Below are 21,784 nucleotides of genomic sequence, written 5' to 3' on the forward strand. Positions count from 1 at the left end.
ATGCCCCGCCCCGCTCCCCCCTCCCAGCCAGCGATGCCGCATACTCAAACCTGAACAGGGGTGACTGAGATTACGTTGAAATATCGATACTTATTCTTTTTAGCCGCCGCTTTCGCTTCTGCCTCCGCAATCAATGTGCTGAGGGTATCGGCATCATGAGTGAACACGTCCTCCGGCCCTTCGAACTCCTTGGTGACGTGCAAAATGACACGCAACCTGGAGGACAGGCGTTTAGCCCTAGACGGCTTGACAGCCTCTAGCAACGCGGCCTGCTGCTGAATCGGCTCGCCGACAGAGCCAACCGTGTCCCCGAACAACGCGGCTCTCATCTCTTCTTCGCTTAGGTTCTCACTCATGTTTCAGATCTCAAGCACTTCAATTTCAGGGTGAATACCGTAAACGGGCCATAGGACGCTCAAGGGATGCATTTTACACGTACCCGCTAGATCACTCATGACTTCAGGCTTGAAGCAACTCCTGGTGCAAGGCTGGCCCGCCCCCCTCTGACAAAGGTGGCCAATGAAAGCAAAAACACTACATATAGATAAGAATCGCAAACAAATACACAAAGAACACTATATGTAGTTTTTTTAAAAAATTTACGTTTGGTTTGTAATCAAAGCGGAAGCAGCAGCCTGACGGCTGCAAAGTAAAGCGATCTCCCCACGCTGCACCCTTCTCGACCTCAGCTTCACTGCCAAGCTTCAAACCGTGGGATCTGGAAGGCGGAAGAATCGGATGTAAAAGCCGGCTGTATCCTGTGAAATTGACGGGTGTCTAAGCCACTACAGCTTTTTCTTTGCCCTCAAATATAAAACTCCGTCTCGCTTTAAAAATTTCAAGAGGGGGGGGGGGCTGAATTTGTCGCGAATCTGAACGTTATGTCGCGCAGACGACAGTTTGGACGACACTGGACGGGGATATCTTTCGAAGGCGGACTCTGACCGATGTGGATTTCCGAGCTCATCGCGACACGCACGAGTCACTTATTCATGCTCGGGTGCGACTGCTGTTCCTTTCTAGCTGAGTAATTGTTGCGCCGAGGTTACCCAGGAAGAGAGAACGTCACTGGAGGAGCCGAGTTGTTGGCAGGGACGCTTTCTGTAACCTACTCGGCAAGCTATGGCGCTTAGAGCCCTGTAGGGCTGTGCATCCGAAGAGGGCATGCCCAGTACGAAGCACCGTTGCGCTAGGCAGAAAAGCCATGATCCAGCCGTGTGAGCAGGTCTAATGCCTCTTTGATGTCTACGTCAGCCGGATTCTTCCCGCCTAAATTTGGCACGGGGGTGGTCAGCCATCGTATGGCGCGCACCCGATCGCCGAAGACTCGGACAGCAGCCTCTAGTAAGACAGGATCGATTCTCTCCATTGATGCTCCCTGAGCCCGGATCGGACTGCCTTCGGTGACAAATGTCGAGCCGGAGTCACCTGCCCCGTTTGCCTGCAACAAGTGCATCATAGGCCACGCGGCTCGACAGGCCCACCCTAAGCCTTGTCAGAAACTCTGCAGCAAGTGAACACGGGCCAGGAAACGCGCGCATGCCTGTCCAAGGCCAGCCAAAATGTCCCCCCCTAGCACTGGGGCCTGGTCATTACGGCAGCGATAGCAGAGATGTTGAGACAATTAAATCTCACGCTGTACAAGTGCGTCGACACCGCTGCTCCGTTCGGTCAGATACACTCCGAATGGCTCTGCTTAGCCACTGATCGATGGGGTAATGTCGCTGTAATTTCGGCCATGAAAGAAGCAAAGTTTTCATCATCGACATAGTCGGCTCCCCAAAGCATGGAAGTCCGGACGTCCTTTAGTCCGCAATACCCCAAAATGCCATCAACCACCTGAGTTTGAAATGCTGCTTTGCTTCCGTGTCGGCAGAACGATTCTTCGCCCGTTGTGATGGTGATAATGAGATGAACTGGGACAGGCTTCAGTCGCCCCGATGCTTTGCCATCACCCTGGTAGTCATAGGCCCATCCTGATGTGAACACACGCTCAAACCAACCCTTCAAAAGCGCAGGAACAGTCCACCAGTAAATTGGAAAAACAAAGTAGACCATGTCAGCCTTGTCGAATCGTCGCTGCTCCCTGACCACATCTTCTGGCAGATCACCCTCGCCTCGGTAGTAAGACACATCAGCAGGTGTCATAGCCGAAATAAATCCTTCAGCATGAAGGTCAGCAACCTCTACAGAAATATCGGCATCTATCAGCGCCTCACGTACCTGCCGAACGATTGAGTGGGTGAGTGATTCGGTCATTGGATGTGCGGCAATGATCAGTGCATGCTGCTTTGACCTAGTAGGAGCCATTAAAAACCTCTGCGTTCATGTCACGGTATTTTCGCGCATTATCGAAAGGAAAGCGAAGCGCCTGCCTAATCCCCAGGAATCTTGGCGCATGAGTCGCTCAAAAAAAATTCGGTGGGCGATGTTGGAGCTCCGTGAACCGATGGCCTTCTTTGACGGGCTCTACTCTCAAACCACGTGAGACCCCGGCTAGGCCGCTCCAGCAGTGGGTTCTCATGCCACCACCCCATCGGAAAGAGCTGCAAGATTTTTGAAGGGGTACTTCGCTCACACCGGTGATTAAGGGGGCGCACAGAGAATGGCCACCTGTGTCAGAGCATGCGGCTCAATCTGATGCGGTTTGGAGAGGCAACCGTCGAAGGGTAATGTCGCAGTGCGAGATAAGGGGGCCTAAGCCCCCCTCTCGAATCAGGCGTGTTCAAGCTCTGCTTTATAAAATTTTGCATTGGAGGGCGGAAGTTGGCGCCCCAGAATCATATCTGCGGCTTTTTCTGCGATCATGATGGTCGGAGCGTTGGTATTGCCGTTAGTAACCTCAGGCATTACCGACGCATCGACCACCCGCAAGCCGCGAACACCCTTAACGCGAAGCTGGCCGTCGACAACCGCATCACTGCCGCCACCCATCTTGCAGGTACCACAGAAGTGATAACCACTTTCCGCGTGATCGCGAATGAAGTCGTTAAGACCCTCATCATGCATCTCGGTTTTAAGCGGTTTCAACATCTTCCCGCGATACGGCCTGAAAGCATCCTGCTCCATGATTTCGATGGTCGAACGGATGGCGTTTCGTGAATCGATCCAGTCCTGCTCATGGGTCAACCAGTTGGGCTGGATAAGAGGCGCATCTTCAGGATTAGCAGAGGCGAGATTCAGCCAGCCTCGGCTCTTTGGCCGTTGAGGGCCAAGGTGCACTTGGTAGCTGTGGCCTTCAGCAGCCATTCGCCCGCTGTACTCGGCAGCAACCCCCACGAAGTGGCACTGAACATCCGGCCAAGGCTTATCAGGGGTCGAGCGCAAGAAGCCTCCCGCCTCGAAGAAGTTCGAAGCACCCAAGCCCGTATGCTTCGCCAACCACTCGGCGCCAATGGCTGCTTGCCTATGCAGCTTCAACTCCTTGTAGTACGAGACAGGCTTCAAACAGTCGTAGGCCACGATGTATTCAATATGATCACCGAGGTTCCGGCCCACACCAGGCGAATTGCAGACTACCGGAATACCGTGTTTTTTGAGCTCGTCCTCTGGCCCTACGCCCGACAGCATAAGCAATTGGGGCGACTGGATGGCGCCCGCAGACAGGATGACCTCGCGATCACAGCGAATCACTTGTTCGCTGTTTTCACTACGCAGAGCAATGCCGACGGCTTTGTCTCCTTCAAACACCACGCGTCGCACCAGCGCACCTGTGATTACCGTTAGGTTCGGGCGGGTCATCGCTGGGTGAAGATAAGCACGAGCAGCACTCTCCCTTACCCCATTGTGAACGGTCATATCCATGCGACCGAAACCCTCTTGGCGATAGGCGTTCTGGTCATTGACGTGCGCGTGGCCTGCTTCCTGGGCCGCTTCAAGGAACACCTGATACAGCGGGCTAGCTCCAAAGCCCTTGGTAACATGCAGTGGGCCAGAGCCACCCCGATACTCGCTTTCGCCTTGGTCGTAAGTTTCAGACTTCTTGAAGTATGGGAGACAGTGAGCGTAAGACCAGTGAGCCAGTTCTGGATCCGAAGCCCAGTTATCAAAGTCCATCGCGTTACCACGAATGTAGACCATCCCGTTAATGGTCGATGAGCCGCCCAAAACCTTCCCCCTGAAGTAGGGTACGCGACGGTTGCGAAGCTCAGGCACAGGCTCAGTCAGGAACTGCCAATTATAGGTTTTCCCCACCAGCGGATACGTAAGGGCAGCTGGCATTTGGATGCGGAAATCCCATTTCCGATCAGGCCCACCCGCCTCGATGACCAGCACCTTGACGTTGGGATCTTCACTTAGACGGTTTGCCACAACACAACCGGCCGAGCCGGCGCCTACGATGATGTAGTCGTACCCGCCACCCTTCACTGCACTCATTTCGCTCACCTTTTTGTTCGATTTTTCAACTGCCAGATCGGCAACACACGTCAGAAATTTGCGCTCTGAAGCTGGCCGGGCGGCACCTTAACCTGAGGAAAATTCGGCGCGCCGTGCATAAACCGCGCGACGTCGACGATAGCTCTCTCCCAAATGCTTCAAAATGAGGCGAAAATCGCTCAAATCGCACCATTTTGACCCGGTTACAGCGCGACCTAGCTCAGCGCAGGACTGCCTGTTCGTCTTTTCAAACTACCAAGCAAAAAAGATCTTGTCTAAAAATATTTGTAGACGTAGATTTAAGGCCAGCCCAGCGTTGCCTGCGGTTCACAAAAATAAGAGGCATGAAAATGACAACGATCAACGTCATCAGACGTGTCGCAGTGGTGGCAGCCCAGAGTCCCCTCTTTCCGAGCGAATCTGAGGCGAATCATTACTGCTGTGATGTGCGCGAAGAGTCCGTCAAGGACGTCCAACACTGCGTACCAAAAATAAGAAAAACAGGCTCTCCTAGCAGCCTGATTGAGCAGATCGAGCGCTGCTCCTTCAATGCTCTCCTTCCCCTACTGCCCAGGCAGCCACTACGGCTGAATTTTCTTACGCAAACGAATGCTCAGACGGGCTGATCCAGCCGTACGACGTACGAACTTGCAGCAAGTCCAAACTTACCTTGGCGGCACCTCTGCATAGACGGGGATTAAATGTATGAGTTATTCAGAACCTGCAGGGCTTAGCATGACAGCCCCTAAACAGCACCAGCCAGCGCAGCGTCTGCGCGGCAATCTCGGCACGTTCGACATCGTGTTCACAGTGCTCGCGTACAACGCCCCCTTGACCATCATCATTGGGTTGATCCCAGTGATTATTGGCATGGGTAACGGTCTGGGCGCCCCCCTCACCTACCTGGCGGCGGGCGGCTTGATGCTTCTTTTCGCCGTTGGCTTCACAACGATGGCTCGGCACGTGCCCAATGCGGGAGCGTATTACGCATATATCACTGCTGGCCTGGGTCGCTCTCTAGGGTTAGGCAGTGCCTTCATGGCGATCTTGGCTTATACGTTCATGCTGGTTGGGGCGTATCTCTATGTCGGGGTCACCTTCTCGACCATTTCACTCTCGTGGATCGGCCTGGAGACGCTGCCTTGGTGGCAGTGGTCGTTAGGTTTTGCCGCTATCGTGGCGGTGCTTGGCCACTTCCGCATATCGCTTTCTGCAAAGCTTTTGTCCTTGGCTCTTGTCTGCGAAGTGATCATTACCTTTGTCTGGGAAGCCGCCGTGTTCCAAGACGGAGGAGCCAACGGCTTATCACTGTCGTGGCTGACCCCCCAAGCATTGACCTCCGGATCGATTGGCTTGGCAGTACTCTTCGGCGTTACGTGCTTCGCAGGCTTCGAAGCCACTGCTGTGTTTCGTGAGGAGGCCCGCAATCCGGAAGTCACTATTCCCCGGGCGACCTACATTTCGATTATTGCCATGTCAGTGTTGTTCGCCTCAGCTACCCTGTGTTTCATCCTTGGATGGGGGCCGGAAGTAGCTCTAGATAAATCGATCAACGATCCAGTTAATGCCGGCATGGGCGTCATCGAGGCCTACTTGGGGAACGTGGGGGTCAGCATCGTCCACACGCTGGTATGCACCAGCATCTTCGCCTGCGTACTCGCAATCCACAACATCCTGGCTCGGTACATCTACTCCCTGAGCGTTGACGGCGTCCTGTTCAAATCACTGAGCACCGTCCACCCGACTCATGATTCGCCGTATCGCGCCTCAGGAATGGTTGCCATCATCACCGTACTCAGCATGTTCGCCGCCATTTATTCAGGTGTTGAACCCTACTCGGGTTACTCGTCCCTAGTGGGCATCGCCGGTTATACGCTGCTGATACTCCAGATCCTGACCTCGGTCGCGGTCATCGTGTTCTTCATCAAGACGCCCAACAGTGTGAGCGCGATGAAGACCAAGGTAGCTCCCGCTCTTGCACTAGTCGGCCTGTCTACGACCGCCTGGTTGGCAACCCAGAACATCGGTTTGCTCACAGGTAGCGAAAGCGTAGCCATGATCTTGCTAGCGTTTCTCTTTGGATCTTTGGTGTTCGGCTGCATCTACGCCATTTGGCTAGAACGCTCATCGCCCCTGGTCTACAGAGCGATAGGACGTCAGGTGATCTAACTCGTAGCGGGCTGCGATCGACTGCAGCCCAACAACGCCACCTTAGGAATGGAAGTTAAGCAACATGCAGAAGTACTCGACATTCTTCATCGGCGGGCAGTGGGTAGCACCTGCGTCGTCCACCTTCTCGCGACTCGCAGTGATTGATCCAGCAACAGAGGAAGCATTCGCCGAGATCGCGATGGGCACCAAAGAAGACGTGGATCTCGCCGTCCAAGCAGCTTCCAAAGCGTTCGAAACTTTCTCCCAGACTACCGTCGAGCAGCGCATTAACCTGCTGGATGGGGTTCGACGCGGTTTGGAGGAGCGTCGTGAGGACATTGCCCAGATCATCAGCCGTGAAATGGGCGCGCCGATCACGTTTGCTCGCGAAGCACAAACCTTTACCTGCATCGCTCACGTAGAAGCGATGATCGATATCCTTCGCAGCTATAAATTCGAGGAATCGCTTGGCACCACGCAGATCCTCAAAGAGCCTATCGGGGTAGTAGGTCTGGTTACACCGTGGAACTGGCCGCTCAATCAAATCATCTGCAAAGTGATTCCCGCGATCGCTGCCGGTTGCACTGTCGTGCTCAAGCCCAGTGAGATCGCTCCTCTCGATGCCATCATCTTCGCCGAGATCCTTGAACATGCGGGCGTCCCTGCCGGGGTATTCAACCTGGTAAACGGCGACGGGCCAACGGTTGGGGACGCTATTTCCCGCCACCCGGATATTCAGATGGTGTCCTTCACCGGTTCGACCCGTGCAGGCATTCAGGTGGCCAAGTCCGCTGCAGATACTGTCAAGCGAGTGACCCAGGAACTCGGTGGCAAATCTGCAAATATCATTCTGCGCGGAGCGGATCTGGAACAGGCTGTGGCTACAGGTGTCACCGTCTGCCTCAGCAACAGTGGACAGTCCTGTGACGCGCCTACCCACATGCTCGTTCCTGCGGAGCACTACGAACAGGCCCTGGCGATCGCAGCCAAGGTCGCGAATGAGGCCATCGTTGGCCTTCCAAGCGACCCTGCAACCGAGTACGGCCCGCTTGCCAGCCGCATGCAGTTCGATAAAGTTCAGACCCTGATCGAATCTGGTGTCAAAGAAGGCGCACGCCTGGTCGCCGGCGGCCTGGGTCGCCCTGACCATCTGCAGGTCGGTTTCTACGCTAAGCCGACAATTTTCGCAGACGTAACTCAAGAGATGGCGATTGTACGTGAAGAAATCTTCGGCCCCGTGCTGGTGATCTCGTCCTACGACACCGAGAAACAGGCGATCGAATTCGCCAACTCCGGTCTCTACGGTCTGGCGGCGTATGTGCAGTCCAACGACAAAGCAAAGGCCAACGCTGTCGCTAGGCAACTGCGGGCAGGTTCGGTGTTTGTAAATTATCCGGACTGGGACGTGATGGCTCCATTCGGCGGCTATAAGCAGTCTGGGAATGGTCGGGAAGGAGGGCCGCACGCCCTTACGGAGTATCTGGAAGTAAAAGCAATCGTTGGCTACGGCGCTTAACGTCCCAAACCGTGGCCGGCGCTCGTTTGATGCCCGGCCCTGGTTCTGATCGCCAGCGTCGACCCGAAGCGTGAGTTAGGTAGAATAGGAAGTCGGCTCCAATGTATTCCTATGAGGACTCAATGATCAGTGGTGTAAACCATCCCCAGCGCTTAACCATGTTCGCTCTGCGCTCGGAGCAGACGTTCGGCGTTGAATCCGTGATAGCAAGATTGCGCACGGCCATCGATCTTGGGTTTCTCCAGCACGGGGAGATGCTTCCTAAAGAAGCGCTGCTCGCCAAAGAGCTTCATGTGACAGCCTTTACGTTAAGAGAAGCGCTGGCTCAGCTCCGGGCAGAAGGCATGGTGGACACGAAGCCTGGCCGAGGTGGTGGAACGTTTGTTAACCATGCTTCAAGGCTTGTGAGAGGTAAAGCTACCTCACGGCTGCGAGAGCTGTCGGCTGTGGCACTTAGGGACTTGGCAGACTGGAAGGCGATGCTTTTAGGAGAGTCCGCAGAGCTCGCAGCTACGAGAGCTTCACCGTCGAACATCGCTCGGCTCGTTGGGTATAAGGCAAGGATCGCCGATGCCAAGGATGCTTTGACAGCTTGCCGAGCCCACGCTCGATTTGACGTCGAGCTTGCATCTGTAGCTCAGTCCGTTCGACTGAGTGCTGCAGCACTACAGATTTATGAAGACTTCGGATGGTTACTGGCCCTGGCCCACGAAGAACAAGAATATACCGATCTGTGCGCCGCCACTGTCGGAGAAGTTCTTGAGAGAATCACCCAAGGTGAAGGCATAGAAGCCGGGAACGTGGCACGGTCACGGACTCGCGTGTCTTTTGACAATCTCGTACGTTTAAGATTGAAGCTGATTGCCGAAGGCGCAGAGAATATCTTAGGCGAAAAGTTAGAGACCGCGTAATGTTGAAGCCGTTGGTAGACTCAGCTAGTGCTGTTTTTGACTCAACCTTCACCGAGCTAGAAAAGCTTGCGAGTCGGTTTGAGCTTCTGATTTCGAGCTCGAAGAACACTAAGAAAAGCATTAGTGAGTCGGGGCTGTCAAAAATTCGCCCGGACATGGTTCGATCCCTAACCAGCGTGGGAGTTTATGCCTATGCGCTGGGCATCGTTCTTGATGAAGGTGTAATTGAGGATTCGCCGTTTTGGCTGAACTGGATTGAGATCGACTCGGATGGCATCATCAATGATGACTCGAATATCAGGTACCCATGGCGCGGAAATTTCTATGAGTACCCAAATGCCGATTGGATGGTGATCCCTAAGACTCAGCGCTGCCCAGCAATTGTGGGCCCTTATGTTGACTTCGATAAACACATCATTACGCTCGCAACACCAATAGTTGTACAAGACCGATTTCTAGGTGTAAGCGCCGCCGACATCCGTTTAAGCGATTTCGAAAGAATCGTGGCCACCCCGCTTTCACGCATAGGCCGAGACTGTCTGCTCTGTAATCATGAGGGACGGGTAGTGGTATCCAATACAGCCAGTGCTCCCGTAGGCTCTCTAAACCCGGCATATTTGGGTGCGGGCGAAACCGTATCGACAACCGGCTGGAGAGCAATCATTCTAGATTGAAAGAGCAGCTTGTCGCTTCCTTTCAGCAGTAGGTCTTACACGGGCTACGACGGACAAATTCCTGATTAATAGCAACCCATAAGTGTCTATAGAACGAGCAACAAAATCGTACGCCCAAAATACTGACTACCGGGTATGATTTTACGATACCTAGTGTTCATTTATTCCGCAGGACGCTGGGCTACGCGAGTACCTTTGAGCAACTGAAATCTGCCAACAACATAATAGGATAAAAATGTGAAGACCAAATTTGGCATTATTACAGCTTCGATTCTCAGCTTCTCCTCCGGCATTGTCAGTGCCGCTGAGTTGAATGATGATTTTTCGATCGCACTGACGGCTGGCGTATTCAGCGACTATTGGTCACGAGGTGTGTCGCAAACCAAAGGTGATCCTGCGCTGCAGGCCTCGGCGACCCTTATCCATTCCAGCGGTTTGTATGCGGGCGTATGGTCTTCGAATGTAGACTTCGGCAACGGCAGCAAGACTCGACAAGAAATCGACTATTACGCGGGGTACTTCTGGCAGATATCAGATGATATTTCTCTAGACCTAGCCTATTACAAATATGAATACCCCAGACAGTCTCTCTCGAATTACTCTGAATACTATGCAAAATTAACCGCATATGGCTTCAACGTAGGCGGATACTATTCAGACGATCTAAATGATGATCAGAGCTACCTTTATAGCTTTGCAGGCTACACCGCCAATCTTCCCCACGAGGTCAAGTTAGACCTAACCTACGGAAAGGTCGACTACAAAGATCCTGTTTTTGTAAATGGCAGTGGTCAGTCTCGCGACAGTTATAATCTATGGCTAGCCAAGGTCAGCAAACCACTCTATGGCTTCGTATGGTCTGCCGCGTACGGTGATACAGATCTCTCCAGACAAGAGTGCATGAACTTCAATGGTTATGACGACATCTGCTCAAGCACGGTAATTTTCGGCGTCGAAAAGTCCTTCTAAACCGAACGGGAGGGCATTCTTGCCCTCCCCTCCCCTGCATCAGGGTGTTCGCACATGTTTATGAATCTCTGCCCCCTAGGCCAACAAGCCAAAATGGCTTCGAGGCCAGGCGCATAGCATGAGCACCGCATGCAACGGCGCACAAGGCGCCTAAATGCTCAGCTGAGCCCAATCGTTCACCCATTGGCAAAACTCGCAGCCGGAAACGACGCGTAAATTTTAGTCGGTGTAGGGGTATGGTCTAGGTGACGTACGGCTGGAGCTCGCTAGCTCGTGCTTGCTCGGAGTCGATTCGAACTCGCTGGGCCGACCAGTGATAGAGGCTGGCATTCGCATGCCCCAATATCAGCGTTGGCAGATGCCGCCTGGGATGAAAAGGCTATAGGGTTTGAGACCAGCCCAAACGCTCGCTTTGGGTTTGCGAGCATCCGAGATTTCTCATAGCTCCAGTCGCAGCGTTTTGGCCCATCCATGGGAATGCGATGGCACCCTCAATTCACATCCAGCCCCAGCTTAAAAACCCATCATGCATATTTCAAAACCTAGTGGTATCATTTTCTGACCACTCGGTATTTTTGCTATTCCCCTCCCCTAGCAATGCCGAGCCTTCCATTGCAGTCAGGCCTCCACATGATTTCTCTGAAGAACATAGAACTGAGATTGGGCACCAAGGTGCTTCTGCAGGACGCCACCATGACTGTCAATGCCGGAGAGAAAGCCTCTCTGATCGGAAGGAACGGTGCGGGGAAATCAACACTGTTTTCGCTTTTATGCGGCGCGCTTCATGAGGAGGCCGGCAAGGTCGAGCTACCCCGCCAGTGGCGTATTGCCCAGGTTGACCAGCACATGCCGGAGACCTCGGATGCTGCGACAGACTTTGTGCTTCAAGGAGATACCGTCCTGATCCATGCGAGAGCGGAGCTGAGACGTGCGACCGATCGCGACGACGGAATGGCAATCGCACAGGCGTACGGTGACCTTGCTGATGCCGGCGACCATGATTCAACGTCCCGAGCTCAATCTCTCATCCTGGGCCTTGGCTTCAAACCGAGCGACCTTGAAAAACCAGTGAATAGTTTTTCGGGTGGCTGGCGAATGAGACTACAACTGGCCAGGGCACTCATGAGCCCATCTGATCTGCTGCTGCTGGACGAACCGACTAACCATCTGGATCTTGATGCTCTGGTTTGGCTTGAAGAATGGCTCAAGAAATATGAGGGCACATTGCTGGTCATCAGCCACGATCGTGAATTCCTGGATGCCGCTACCCAGGTCACCATTCACCTTGAGCATGCGCAACTCACCCGATACAGCGGCAACTACAGCGCATTCGAACTCCTACGCGTGCAGAAGCTTGAGCAGCAACAAGCCGCTCACGAAAAGCAGCAGGAAAAAATGCAGCACCTGCAGAAGTACATTGATCGATTCCGCTACAAATCCACCAAAGCCAGGCAAGCTCAGAGCCGTATCAAAGCGTTGGAGCGCATTGAAAAAATCAGCGCCGTGGCCGCTGACGCCGAGTTCACGTTCACTTTCAAAGAGCCCGACCATCTACCAAACCCCATGATCGCGATTGACGACGCTGACTTCGGCTACCAGACGTCCGATGGAAGCCCTGATCGTAAAGTTCTGTCTCATGTCCGCAAAACCATAATGGCAGGCCAGCGGATTGGGATTTTGGGTGCGAACGGCCAAGGCAAATCGACTTTCATCAAGTCCATCGCGCGTGACTTGGAACCCCTTGCTGGATCGATCACCGAGGGAAAAGGGCTGACGATCGGCTATTTTGCCCAGCAAGAATTGGACGTCCTGGATCCTGAGCAGACGCCGCTGCACCATATGCTGGAGCTTGCACGCAAATCAGGGCAAGCCGGTCAGAGCGCCAGGGAACAGGAGCTGCGGAATTTCCTAGGCACATTCAACATCAACGCAGGCATGGTGACCCAGACCGTTAGTACATTGAGTGGTGGCGAAAAAGCACGCCTCGTGCTTTGCATGATTGTCTGGCAGAAGCCAAACCTGCTGTTACTCGATGAACCGACCAACCACTTGGATCTCGCTACTCGTGAAGCTCTCTCCCTTGCACTGAACCAGTTCGAGGGAAGCGTGATGCTTGTGAGCCACGACCGGGCCTTGCTTCGCGCTGTCTGCGATGAATTTTGGCTTGTAGGTCGAGGAGAGGTAACCCCTTTCGAAGGTGACCTTGAAGACTATCACCGCTACCTAGTTGATGAGTCCAAACGCAGCGCCGAGGCTAGACGGGCCGCGCATCCCGCTGTCGAACGCCCCGTAAAAACTGCACACCAACCTCACGCCTCAGGCTCGAAGCGATTAAAAAGCATCGAGCGTGAATTGCAAAAAATTGAGCAGAGGCTTACCCAAGCACAAGAGAACAAAGGTCGGGCCGAAAGTCGGATGTGCCCCATGCTGTCCTACACAGAAGTTCAGACCATCACGCTGGAATGGGAAACCATGGGCAAGCTCATTGGAGAGCTCGAAGAACAATGGTTGTTATTGCAAGACGAAGCTGAAGAATTATGCGCCAAGCGCTAGATCGCATTTACACCCTTAGGACACAGCCGAGCGATCTATAAAGAAAACAATAGTCACCCGTGCGAGCGAGGTTGGCCGCACTGATGATCCTTGCAACCATTCGAAGAATCAAACTGCCGATCTAGAATAACAAACACAGGGGCCAGAATCAGATGCTTCACAACCTTGCAATCAAAACCAAGATCACACTCGCTTCTTTAACCATCATATTAATTGTAATAAGCATTATTACATGCATAGGAATATTAAAAAATTCTGAGAACAACGACCTAATATACAGCAGCAGCAATGAGATAATTTCTCAGAGCATACAACAAGTCTTAGATTCAAAGTCTGCCGAACAGACAGAAAAAATCAGAAGCACTTTCAACAGCCAGATCAACCTCATTGAGTTCCTCGCCCACCAGACCTCCTCGATGCAAGCGCTCATCACCAACGGAGCAGATGCACGTAAAATCCGCTTAGAACAGAACACTCTGCTCAAAGATCTCTTCGAGGCTCACCCTAATATCCTGGGGCTCTGGATCATCATGTATCCCAATCAACTAGGTGAGGACAGCAACTTCGTCAACGCGTTGACAGCGGGATCCAATGAAGTGGGTAGATTTTCCAGCTATTGGGTGAGGCCTGACGGGCGATCTGTCAACCTGGCCACAAAAGAAGATAGCTTGAAAGACACGACCGTAGGCGACTCCGGCTATCCGGCCAACTACTACATGACATGCCCCGACACCAATAGGAGTACCTGCGTCTTGGAGCCGTTCTACGGTTCCGATTCGGGTACAGAGATTTTTATGACCAGTTTTTCGACGCCGATCATCGCCGACGGTAAGGTCATCGGAGTTGCTGGTATCGATGTTTCCCTCTCCTCGCTACAGGCAATCGCCGAAGAAGCTAAGCGCCAGCTATACGATGGAAAAGGCAACCTGGTCATTACCACCAGTCAGGGCCTAATCGCCGCGAATAGCGCTGATCCTGCGTCGATAGGCAAGAAAATGGAGACTGGCAATAGTTCAGGCCCTAACCCCTCAACTGCTACACAAAACGCGCCACTGAAGGTTACCAAGAATCTGGAAGTGGGCAGCACTGCTCCCTGGAAGATAAGTGTGGAGCTCCCGAGCGAGGTAGCCAGCGCAGACTCACTCGCACTAAAAAAAGCCCAGTCTGACCTTCAGCAAGCCTCCACGGTATTCTCGACACTCATTGCCGTAATCGCTGCCCTAGTCGGAGCTGTGGCCATGTGGTTCATCGCGGCAGGCCTGACAAAACCTATGAGCGGTGTAGCGGCAATGTTGAAAGACATTGCTGAAGGCGAGGGAGACCTGACCAAGCGCTTGCATTACGCCAGTACAAACGAGCTTGGAGAGCTGGTGCGCTGGTTCAACCTGTTCCTAGACAAGTTGCAGCCCACCATTCAGAAGATCCGATCAGCCACCGTAGAGACACGCTCAACTGCCAGTCGGTCTAATCAAATAGCCAAAGAAACCAGCATGGGGATGCAGTCGCAGCTGCGGGAAATCGAACAGGTTGCCACAGCCTCCCACGAGATGAGCGCCACTGCACATGAAGTGGCGGCCAGTGCAGCCAGAGCAGCAAGTGCGGCCCAGGGTGCGGATGAGTCTGCCAAGCATGGCCTGCAAGCAATCGCGCGCAGTACGCAAGATATCACCGGACTGGTGGAGACCCTGTCTGCCGCAATGACGGAAGCACGGTCGTTATCAGAAAATAGCGAAGAGATCGGAAGCGTTCTGGAGGTCATCAGAAGCATCGCCCAGCAGACTAACCTCCTCGCCCTCAATGCCGCGATCGAGGCGGCACGCGCAGGAGAAAGCGGGAGAGGTTTTGCTGTCGTGGCGGATGAAGTACGGAACTTGGCCATGCGCACGCAAGAGTCCATTGAACAGATCCGGGAGGTGATTGAGCGCCTGCAATCCGGTACCGAGGGCGTGGTCAACTCCATGCAGAGCAGCTACACCAAAGCTGAAATCAGTCATGAGACGATCCAGGCGACGGCGCGCTCGTTCGGAACCATCAGCGATGCTGTTTCCGTGATCAGCGAGATGAATCTCCAGATTGCCGCTGCCGCTGAAGAACAAAGCGCCGTTGCAGAGGACGTTAATCGCAACATCACGAACATCCGGCAGGTCACAGATGAGTTGAGTATCAGCGCCACAGAGACTGCGGCGATCAGCGAACATCTCAGCTCTCAAGCAGACCTTCAGTTCAGCCTGGCAGAGCAATTCAAATCTTAAAACCCATGGGCCCTCACGGGCCCTTTTTTCTCGGTTTGCTCTCCCTTCAGGCCACCAGGCACGTCGCAACTGCAATGCCCGCGCTGTGGAAATTGGGGTCTGCTCGGCATCACTACATGGGCAGAAGTCAGCTAACAATGTGAGCTTCAGGCCCCTTCGCTCGCAGAAGTGAACCGGCAAGAATCATGCATGAGGCCAGCGCAACGTTGAATGCGCTGTTCAGGTGTTGGAGACCTTACCGGCTCGATCAAATTCGCCTTGCACCGCGCCCAGCGAGACAATGATGAGCCTGGGATCCAGGAGTGCCAGCGGATAGGCCATCGAGCATGCGGCCAGAAGTGGTCAACAGAGCTCATCAATGATCCATCTACGTTGTGCCTGCCAGCCGAAGCGCCATTCCTTTCAGAGCTTCAATCGAATCCTGAAGCTTTTCCCCGCTGATAGTTGAGTTATTTATCAACTCATCAAGCATCGCGACGATGGCTTTCGCAGCGAAACGAGCATCTTGGTCGGGAAAGACCTGCGTCGCTTGTCCGTAAGCTAACAGCTCCCATAGCCGAGTCACTTTACGATCTCGAAGCACATTGAGCTCCGATAGTATGCCACTATTCAAGAGATGACCTTCGCGACGGAAAAGCATATGGTGCAATCTGTACTTGAGCCCACAGCGAACATACGCTTCGACGTAATTCTCCACAGCTTTCGATGTAGGGACTTTCCTTTGGCTTGCAGTGCTGACCTCCTCTAGTAAGCTGCTCGCCGCGCTCATGAACAAGTCTGCCAACAGCTGTTCCTTTCCCTCGCTAAGCTTATGAATTGACCCTAGCTTAATATTGGCCAGGGAGGCAATTTGGCGCAAACTAACCGAGGCATAACCGAATTCTAGAAAAAGAGAGAGCGCTGCTTGCTGGACTTCGTGCTTTCTGCCCGGCAACTGATCAGCCTCGATGCGATCTGTTAAATAGTGAAGATATGATTTCGGAAGATAATGCATCTAAGAATCCCGTTCAAAAAAAATGGGCTACCTACGCTAATAAATACTAACGCAGGAGCCCCAAAACGAAGATAGAGACGAGCAGCGGCAAAAAAGCCTGACCTATATGCTGGTACATAAGGCGGGAAAGCTCCCAAGCTAATATGCCAACGCAGCAGTGATGCAAACTAACAATACCAAGTGGTATTTTTGTTAGTCAACCTCATCAGCCGCTATTTATTAGGCACTTTCGTACCGAGATAAATGCTTTTCATAACGCCCTACGAACACGGTCGCCGGTACGCATACCGCCGCATACATCAGCCCGGTTAGCAACAATACCGACATATATTCGAAGGATGCAGATCCAATGTCATTGGCCACGCCGACAAGTTCGGGCAGCGCAATAGTGAAGCACAACGATGTGGTTTGCAGGATCACCAGAGAAAAGCCAAGCAGTGGCGGCAGAGCGATCCTCATCCCTTGAGGCAAGATTATGATCTTTAATGCATCCCAGCTGCTGAGTCCTAAGGTGCGAGCCGCCTCTCGCTGGCCCTGAGGTACTGCCCCCAGTCCTCCGCGAATGATTTCACTGGTGTACGAACCGGTACTCCAAGCCAACGCAAGGATTGATGCGGTGAAAGAAGGCAGCGTGAGGCCAGCGCTAGGCAGTCCGAAGTAAAAAAACTGAAGCAGGATCAGCACCGGCCCTCCGCGTCCGACCTCGATGAAGATGAGCGCGAGTGCACGGTTGAGCCGTTTTTTCGATCCTACCCACAGCGCGAATAACAACCCCAACGGAATCCCTATCACTAGGCTGATGGCGGTGACCTGCAGGCTCAGCCAGTAGCCATCCATCAGTTGAGGGAACCACTCAATCCAGCGGTCAATGAGCTCCATTACCGTTCAACCTTTGCACGAAGGTGAATATCAAGCTGTCGCGACAGCAGGGCCATAACAACGCTCACAACGAAGTACAGTAGGCCCGCGATGGCGTACACACTCAGGCCTCGGAATGTCTCCTGAGAGATATGGTTTGCGACCTGAGCCAGTTCCGACACACCGATAGTGGACGCAATGGCGGTGTCTTTCAGCAGGCCGATACAATAGGTACTCGCCGCTGGAACCGAGATCCGTACTACCTGGGGAACGATCACATGGACGTACTTCTGCCAGGTACTCAACCCCAGCACCTTTGTAGCTTCATACTGCCCTTTCGGTACTGCACTCAACGCTCCACGATAGATCTCGGCCATGTTAGCGGAGGTGATCAATGCCAAACCGATGATCGCTGCCACGAATGGACTTAGCTGAATCACGTACTGGCTGAATGCGAAGAAAATGAAGAACAGCCAAACAATTGGCGGAATTGAGCGCAAGGTCAGAATGATCGCGATGGCGATATTCCGAAGGATCTTGTGCTTGGAGATCCTCATAGCGCAGATCGGAATCCCCAGGATCGCTCCCCCCAGAAACGATCCGGCGGTGAGGGCGATCGTCCAGGGCAAGGCAGCGAGCATCGCCGCCAAAATTTGACTTGTTTCCATCACCGATCCCTCACGGCGGTCAGAAACTGTTGTACCCGTGGGTGCTGGGGATTACGCATGACATCGACGCTGCGCCCTTGCTCGATGATGCCGCCATCAGCCATTACCACCACGCGATCAGAGACGTTTTCTGCGAAGCGCATTTCATGCGTCACGACAATCATCGTCATACCTTCGTTGGCCAGCTCACGCATGACCGCGAGTACTTCCAGTCCAACTTCGGGGTCAAGTGCAGAGGTCGGCTCGTCGAAGAGCATGACTTCAGGATCGAGAGCCAGGGCGCGCGAGATCGCAATCCGCTGCTGTTGGCCACCGGAGCACCGGGAAGGGTACATGTTGGCTTTCGAGGCTAGGCCTACCCGCGTCAGGAGCTGCATGGAACGCTCGTCAGCTTCCTTGGCGCTGCGTTTCAGCACGCGGCGCTGGGCCAAGCTCACGTTCTCCAGAACGGTAAGGTGAGGAAAGAGATTGAAAGACTGAAAGACCATCCCGAGCTTTCGGTTCAGAAAAGCCAGCTGTTGCTTCGTGGCTCCTTTGCTAGCATCGATCGTCTGCCCACCAATGCAGATGGTGCCCTCTGTTGGCGGTTCAAGCTGGTTGATGCATCGCAGAAAGGTGCTTTTACCCGAACCACTAGGGCCAATGATCGCCACCACTTCGCCCGATGCCATCGAGAAGTCAACGTCATGGAGCACTCGAACGGAACCGAAGGACTTACCTAGGCCTTGTACAGTCAGGATAGGTGAGGCGTTTTCTCGGCGATTCATGTCTTTTATCTGCGCGACTTTAGTCATTTTTTCTCTGTCTTATTAACTGAATCTCTATGCCTGACCTGGAGTCGAGGCACATCACGGCAGCATTGCTAAATACAATCCCTGTTCGAGGTTATGCGGGTTATTTTCTTATCTTCAATGCGGGGCATACCTGCCCCGCGCGCTAACAATCAATTAGCTTGAAAACTTTTGTAAAGTTCAGGTCGGCGGTCTTTGAGGTGCCGAACCTCTCCACGCTCGCGGGACAGTCGCAGAGTGGCGAGGTTGAGATCTGCATGGATCAAACCCTCCTCACCCTCGCTGAAATCGGAAACCGCGTAGGTACCGTCCTCGACATTCATCCGGTTGTCGATCGGGCAAGCGATGAATGCTTCACCCGTCCCATTAACTGGGTAGTCGTTTGGAATGCCCAGATTGCCTACGAGTGGTGAAACGCAAACATAGATCTGGTTTTCGAGGGCCCTAGCGTGTGCGCTGTACCAGCTGCGCCAAGCCCCGCGCTTCTCCGTCAGGGTCGGCACGAACAGGACTTCGATGCCTTCAGCCACCAATGCTTGGGTGAGCTCCGGATACTGCACGTCATAACAGACGAACAAACCGCATTTCACGCCATCGATCTCGAACGCCGACAGGGTTTCGCCACCTGTGCTGTTGATGGCGCGCTCCCCACGGGTCAGGTGAATCTTGTCCTGACGCAACTGGGAGCCATCTGGGCTGAACACGAAGGCGCTGTTAAGACCCTTACCGTCTTCCTCATGCCAGAAGGTGCCGCCCACCAGGTAGATGTCGTGTTTCTTCGCCAAAGCAGACATCAGATGCTGGAATTCCGGGAGCATCGGGCTGAACACTTCACGGTAGAAGTCCGAAACTTTGGAGTTGTCGATTTCAGCAGCGGTGCCATGAGTCCACAGCAAGCCCATTGCCAAGAACTCGGGCAAAACCAATACCCGGCTGCCTGCAGCCTTGGCATCCACAACGAAGCGCTCAACGTGCTCGGCAAATTGCGCAAACTGCTGGTAGTGCTGGATACGGAATACTGAAACGGATACTTTCAAATTGTCAGACATGTGCTTTCCCCTTCCACAGCTTCAGCAGTTCTTTTTTGTCGATCTTGCCGGTGTTTCCAAGTGGCATCTCTGCCAGCGCAATGAATTCACTTGGCACTTTGAACTCAGCCAGCACCAAACGGCAGTATTCAGCCAGATCTTCTGGCTTAGGTTGAGTCCCTTGAGCAGCGACGAGGTACGCAACAGGCAGCTCGCCGAACTTCTGGTCTGGAACGCCAATCACAGAGGCCTGCACGACTTGTGGGTGAGACAACAACGCCTCCTCTACCTCAGCCGGGGCAATGTTGGCTCCGCCTTTGATGATGATGTCCTTAATCCGGCCAGTCAGGTAATAGAAGCCTTGAGCATCGACATGCCCAAGGTCGCCGGTGCGGAAGAAGCCGTCAACGAAGGCGGCAGCGCTCACTTCAGGCGCCTTGTAGTAGCCAGAGGTGGTAGCTGGAGCGCGCACCAGAATTTCGCCAGTCACGCCTGGGCCAACCTCTTGACCGTCACCGTCAACAATCTTGATCAATACGCAAGGGCTTGCTTTGCCGATCGCGCCTGCAGGCACTGGGGTGCTATCCCCGGAAAATTTGCCAAATACCGGTCGCACCTCAGTGAGTGCGTAATAGTCCTGGATCTCGACACCGAACTTGCTCTTGAAGCGGGCGCGCAGGTCGCTTGCCAATGGAGCGCCCGCCGAGATGACAGCGCGCATGGAGGACAAGTCGAAGTCCAGCCCGTTCTGCTCTGCGTATTCCAGCATCATGGAGAACATGGTTGGCACACCTTGGAACACGGTGACGCCATGCTGGACGAAGGCCTCAAGGGCTTCTCGCGGGTGGAACCGACGCTGGATGATCGTCTCGCACCCGGCCTGCAGCGCCATAGAGGCTGCGGTCGATAGTCCGTAAAGGAAGCCCAGCGGGAGTGCGACCAGCAGCTTGTCACTTGGCGTGACATACCACATATCGATCAGGGAAGCGTTGCCTGCCACCTCAGCCGGCTGACTGTAGAGAACCGCTTTGGGTACCCCAGTGGAGCCCGAGGTGTAGATGATCAGAAAGTCGTTCTTGATCGCCTCAACTTGCTCAACCTCTTCACTACCAGCGATGGTATTGCTGAAAAATTCACTGACTTCAATCAGACTGCAGGCTGTATCACTGACTGCCGTAACGGCATTCTCGTGCAGCTTTTTGTCAGTGAATAAGAATTTCACATCTGCGTGGCCAAGGATGTAGCTGACTTCAGCTGCACTGAGCACCGCATTAATCGGGACGAATGTTCCGCCCATCTTCGACATGGCGTAGTACAACACCATGATCTCAATATTGTTCTCGCAGTAAACCGCGATGGTGGTGTCAGCACTGACGCCTGCGTTTTTCAACAGGACAACAGCTCGATCAATTTCGCGCGCCAACGCACTATAACTGAGCACTTTGTTATCAAACCGCAAAGCCACACTGTCGCTTCGCTCAGTAGCGTGCTCTTCAACAAAACCTACGATCATCTTGCAAAACCTCAAAAATAGTACGTTAGCGGGCGGCCAAACCAATTACTCTGGTTTGCAGTGCATCATGACCTTCCACTCGCCTTCTTGAACCGACTCGCCGCGCTGGTTCACCAAAGCCACCTGGAAGTTCACAATACCCACGCCTGGCTTTTTGGTTTCGCGCTTGGAGCCAACCTTCTGATTGACATGGATAGTGTCGCCGATCTTGATCGGGCCGCGCAGATCCCAGGTCATACCGAGGAACGCAATTGCAGTGCCTTCCTTAATGCCGAGACGGCTTTCCAAACCGGTTGCGATAGCGAAACCAGCTGGGCCATGCAGGATGCGACCGCCGAATACGGTGTTCTTGGCGAACTCCTCGTCAGTGTGCACCGGGTTATGGTCACCGGTGAGTGCTGCAAACATCACGATGTCAGCTTCGGTGATCGTGCGACGTGGGGAGTTCCACTCTTGACCTTCATACAGCTCGTCGAAGTAGAGAGCGTTTTGGCCGATACCAGCTTCTTGTTTAACAGCAGCAGTCATG

The 21,784-nt window shown here is 53.6% G+C and carries 18 protein-coding genes; 7 read left to right on the forward strand and 11 right to left on the reverse strand.

What is annotated here, in order from left to right; all coding sequences use genetic code 11:
- Nucleotides 1-44 precede the first annotated feature (44 nt).
- The 4 genes from K3F44_RS10375 to K3F44_RS10390 form a co-directional block, all read right to left on the reverse strand.
- Entirely contained in the window at nt 45-356 is a 312-nt protein-coding gene (locus K3F44_RS10375) for a hypothetical protein (RefSeq protein WP_140174192.1), read from the reverse strand.
- A gap of 833 nt (nt 357-1,189) precedes the next feature.
- Nucleotides 1,190-1,459 carry an MbcA/ParS/Xre antitoxin family protein gene (locus K3F44_RS25100; protein WP_088523308.1) on the reverse strand — a complete coding sequence of 90 codons (270 nt, stop codon included), beginning with the start codon at nt 1,457-1,459 and terminating at the stop codon, nt 1,190-1,192.
- Between the two features lie 212 nt (nt 1,460-1,671).
- The gene (locus tag K3F44_RS10385) at nt 1,672-2,310 is read right to left on the reverse strand and encodes an NAD(P)H-dependent oxidoreductase (RefSeq protein WP_220633985.1); all 639 of its coding nucleotides are present in this window, start codon (nt 2,308-2,310) and stop codon (nt 1,672-1,674) included.
- Between the two features lie 405 nt (nt 2,311-2,715).
- Nucleotides 2,716-4,377: a choline dehydrogenase gene (locus tag K3F44_RS10390; RefSeq protein WP_220633986.1), complete on the reverse strand. Its 1,662-nt coding sequence runs from the start codon at nt 4,375-4,377 to the stop codon at nt 2,716-2,718.
- Nucleotides 4,378-5,082: 705 nt separating this feature from the next.
- On the opposite strand from K3F44_RS10390, the gene K3F44_RS10395 reads away from it, so the two are divergent.
- The 7 genes from K3F44_RS10395 (at nt 5,083) to K3F44_RS10425 (ending at nt 15,403) form a co-directional block, all read left to right on the forward strand.
- Entirely contained in the window at nt 5,083-6,546 is a 1,464-nt protein-coding gene (locus K3F44_RS10395; RefSeq protein ID WP_256660719.1) for an APC family permease, read from the forward strand.
- 64 nt (nt 6,547-6,610) lie between these two features.
- Nucleotides 6,611-8,044 (forward strand): aldehyde dehydrogenase family protein, encoded by a 1,434-nt coding sequence (locus K3F44_RS10400; protein WP_088523312.1) that lies wholly within the window; start codon nt 6,611-6,613, stop codon nt 8,042-8,044.
- Nucleotides 8,045-8,166: 122 nt separating this feature from the next.
- A complete protein-coding gene (locus tag K3F44_RS10405) occupies nt 8,167-8,955 on the forward strand; it encodes a FadR/GntR family transcriptional regulator (protein WP_088523360.1) in 789 nt (262 codons plus the stop codon).
- The gene (locus K3F44_RS10410) at nt 8,955-9,629 is read left to right on the forward strand and encodes a cache domain-containing protein (RefSeq protein WP_140174190.1); all 675 of its coding nucleotides are present in this window, start codon (nt 8,955-8,957) and stop codon (nt 9,627-9,629) included. Before K3F44_RS10405 ends, K3F44_RS10410 begins: the two co-directional genes overlap by 1 nt.
- Before the next feature lie 237 nt (nt 9,630-9,866).
- Nucleotides 9,867-10,598: a TorF family putative porin gene (locus K3F44_RS10415; RefSeq protein WP_088523314.1), complete on the forward strand. Its 732-nt coding sequence runs from the start codon at nt 9,867-9,869 to the stop codon at nt 10,596-10,598.
- A 630-nt stretch (nt 10,599-11,228) separates the two neighbouring features.
- Complete coding sequence (locus tag K3F44_RS10420; RefSeq protein ID WP_140174189.1) at nt 11,229-13,151, forward strand: ATP-binding cassette domain-containing protein; 1,923 nt, start codon at nt 11,229-11,231, stop codon at nt 13,149-13,151.
- 152 nt (nt 13,152-13,303) lie between these two features.
- Entirely contained in the window at nt 13,304-15,403 is a 2,100-nt protein-coding gene (locus K3F44_RS10425) for a methyl-accepting chemotaxis protein (RefSeq protein WP_088523316.1), read from the forward strand.
- Nucleotides 15,404-15,770: 367 nt separating this feature from the next.
- Here the strand turns inward: K3F44_RS10425 and K3F44_RS10430 are convergent, their stop codons facing one another.
- From K3F44_RS10430 to K3F44_RS10460, 7 genes are all read right to left on the reverse strand, one after another.
- Nucleotides 15,771-16,397: a TetR/AcrR family transcriptional regulator gene (locus K3F44_RS10430; protein WP_088523317.1), complete on the reverse strand. Its 627-nt coding sequence runs from the start codon at nt 16,395-16,397 to the stop codon at nt 15,771-15,773.
- Between the two features lie 219 nt (nt 16,398-16,616).
- On the reverse strand, nt 16,617-17,276 hold the full coding sequence (locus tag K3F44_RS10435) for an amino acid ABC transporter permease (RefSeq protein ID WP_088523318.1): 660 nt from the start codon (nt 17,274-17,276) through the stop codon (nt 16,617-16,619).
- On the reverse strand, nt 17,276-17,923 hold the full coding sequence (locus K3F44_RS10440) for an amino acid ABC transporter permease (protein ID WP_088523319.1): 648 nt from the start codon (nt 17,921-17,923) through the stop codon (nt 17,276-17,278). Before K3F44_RS10440 ends, K3F44_RS10435 begins: the two co-directional genes overlap by 1 nt.
- Nucleotides 17,923-18,690 (reverse strand): amino acid ABC transporter ATP-binding protein, encoded by a 768-nt coding sequence (locus tag K3F44_RS10445; RefSeq protein WP_220634175.1) that lies wholly within the window; start codon nt 18,688-18,690, stop codon nt 17,923-17,925. Before K3F44_RS10445 ends, K3F44_RS10440 begins: the two co-directional genes overlap by 1 nt.
- A gap of 176 nt (nt 18,691-18,866) precedes the next feature.
- Entirely contained in the window at nt 18,867-19,763 is an 897-nt protein-coding gene (locus K3F44_RS10450) for a nitrilase-related carbon-nitrogen hydrolase (protein WP_088523321.1), read from the reverse strand.
- Nucleotides 19,756-21,255, reverse strand: a complete 1,500-nt coding sequence (locus K3F44_RS10455; protein ID WP_088523322.1) for a class I adenylate-forming enzyme family protein — start codon at nt 21,253-21,255, stop codon at nt 19,756-19,758. Before K3F44_RS10455 ends, K3F44_RS10450 begins: the two co-directional genes overlap by 8 nt.
- 45 nt (nt 21,256-21,300) lie before the next feature.
- Nucleotides 21,301-21,783, reverse strand: coding sequence for a MaoC/PaaZ C-terminal domain-containing protein (locus K3F44_RS10460; RefSeq protein ID WP_042571930.1), 483 nt, complete (start codon nt 21,781-21,783; stop codon nt 21,301-21,303).
- Between the last annotated feature and the right edge of the window lies 1 nt (nt 21,784).

The sequence above is a fragment of the Pseudomonas sp. S07E 245 genome (assembly GCF_019599025.1).
Lineage (GTDB): Bacteria > Pseudomonadota > Gammaproteobacteria > Pseudomonadales > Pseudomonadaceae > Aquipseudomonas > Aquipseudomonas shirazensis.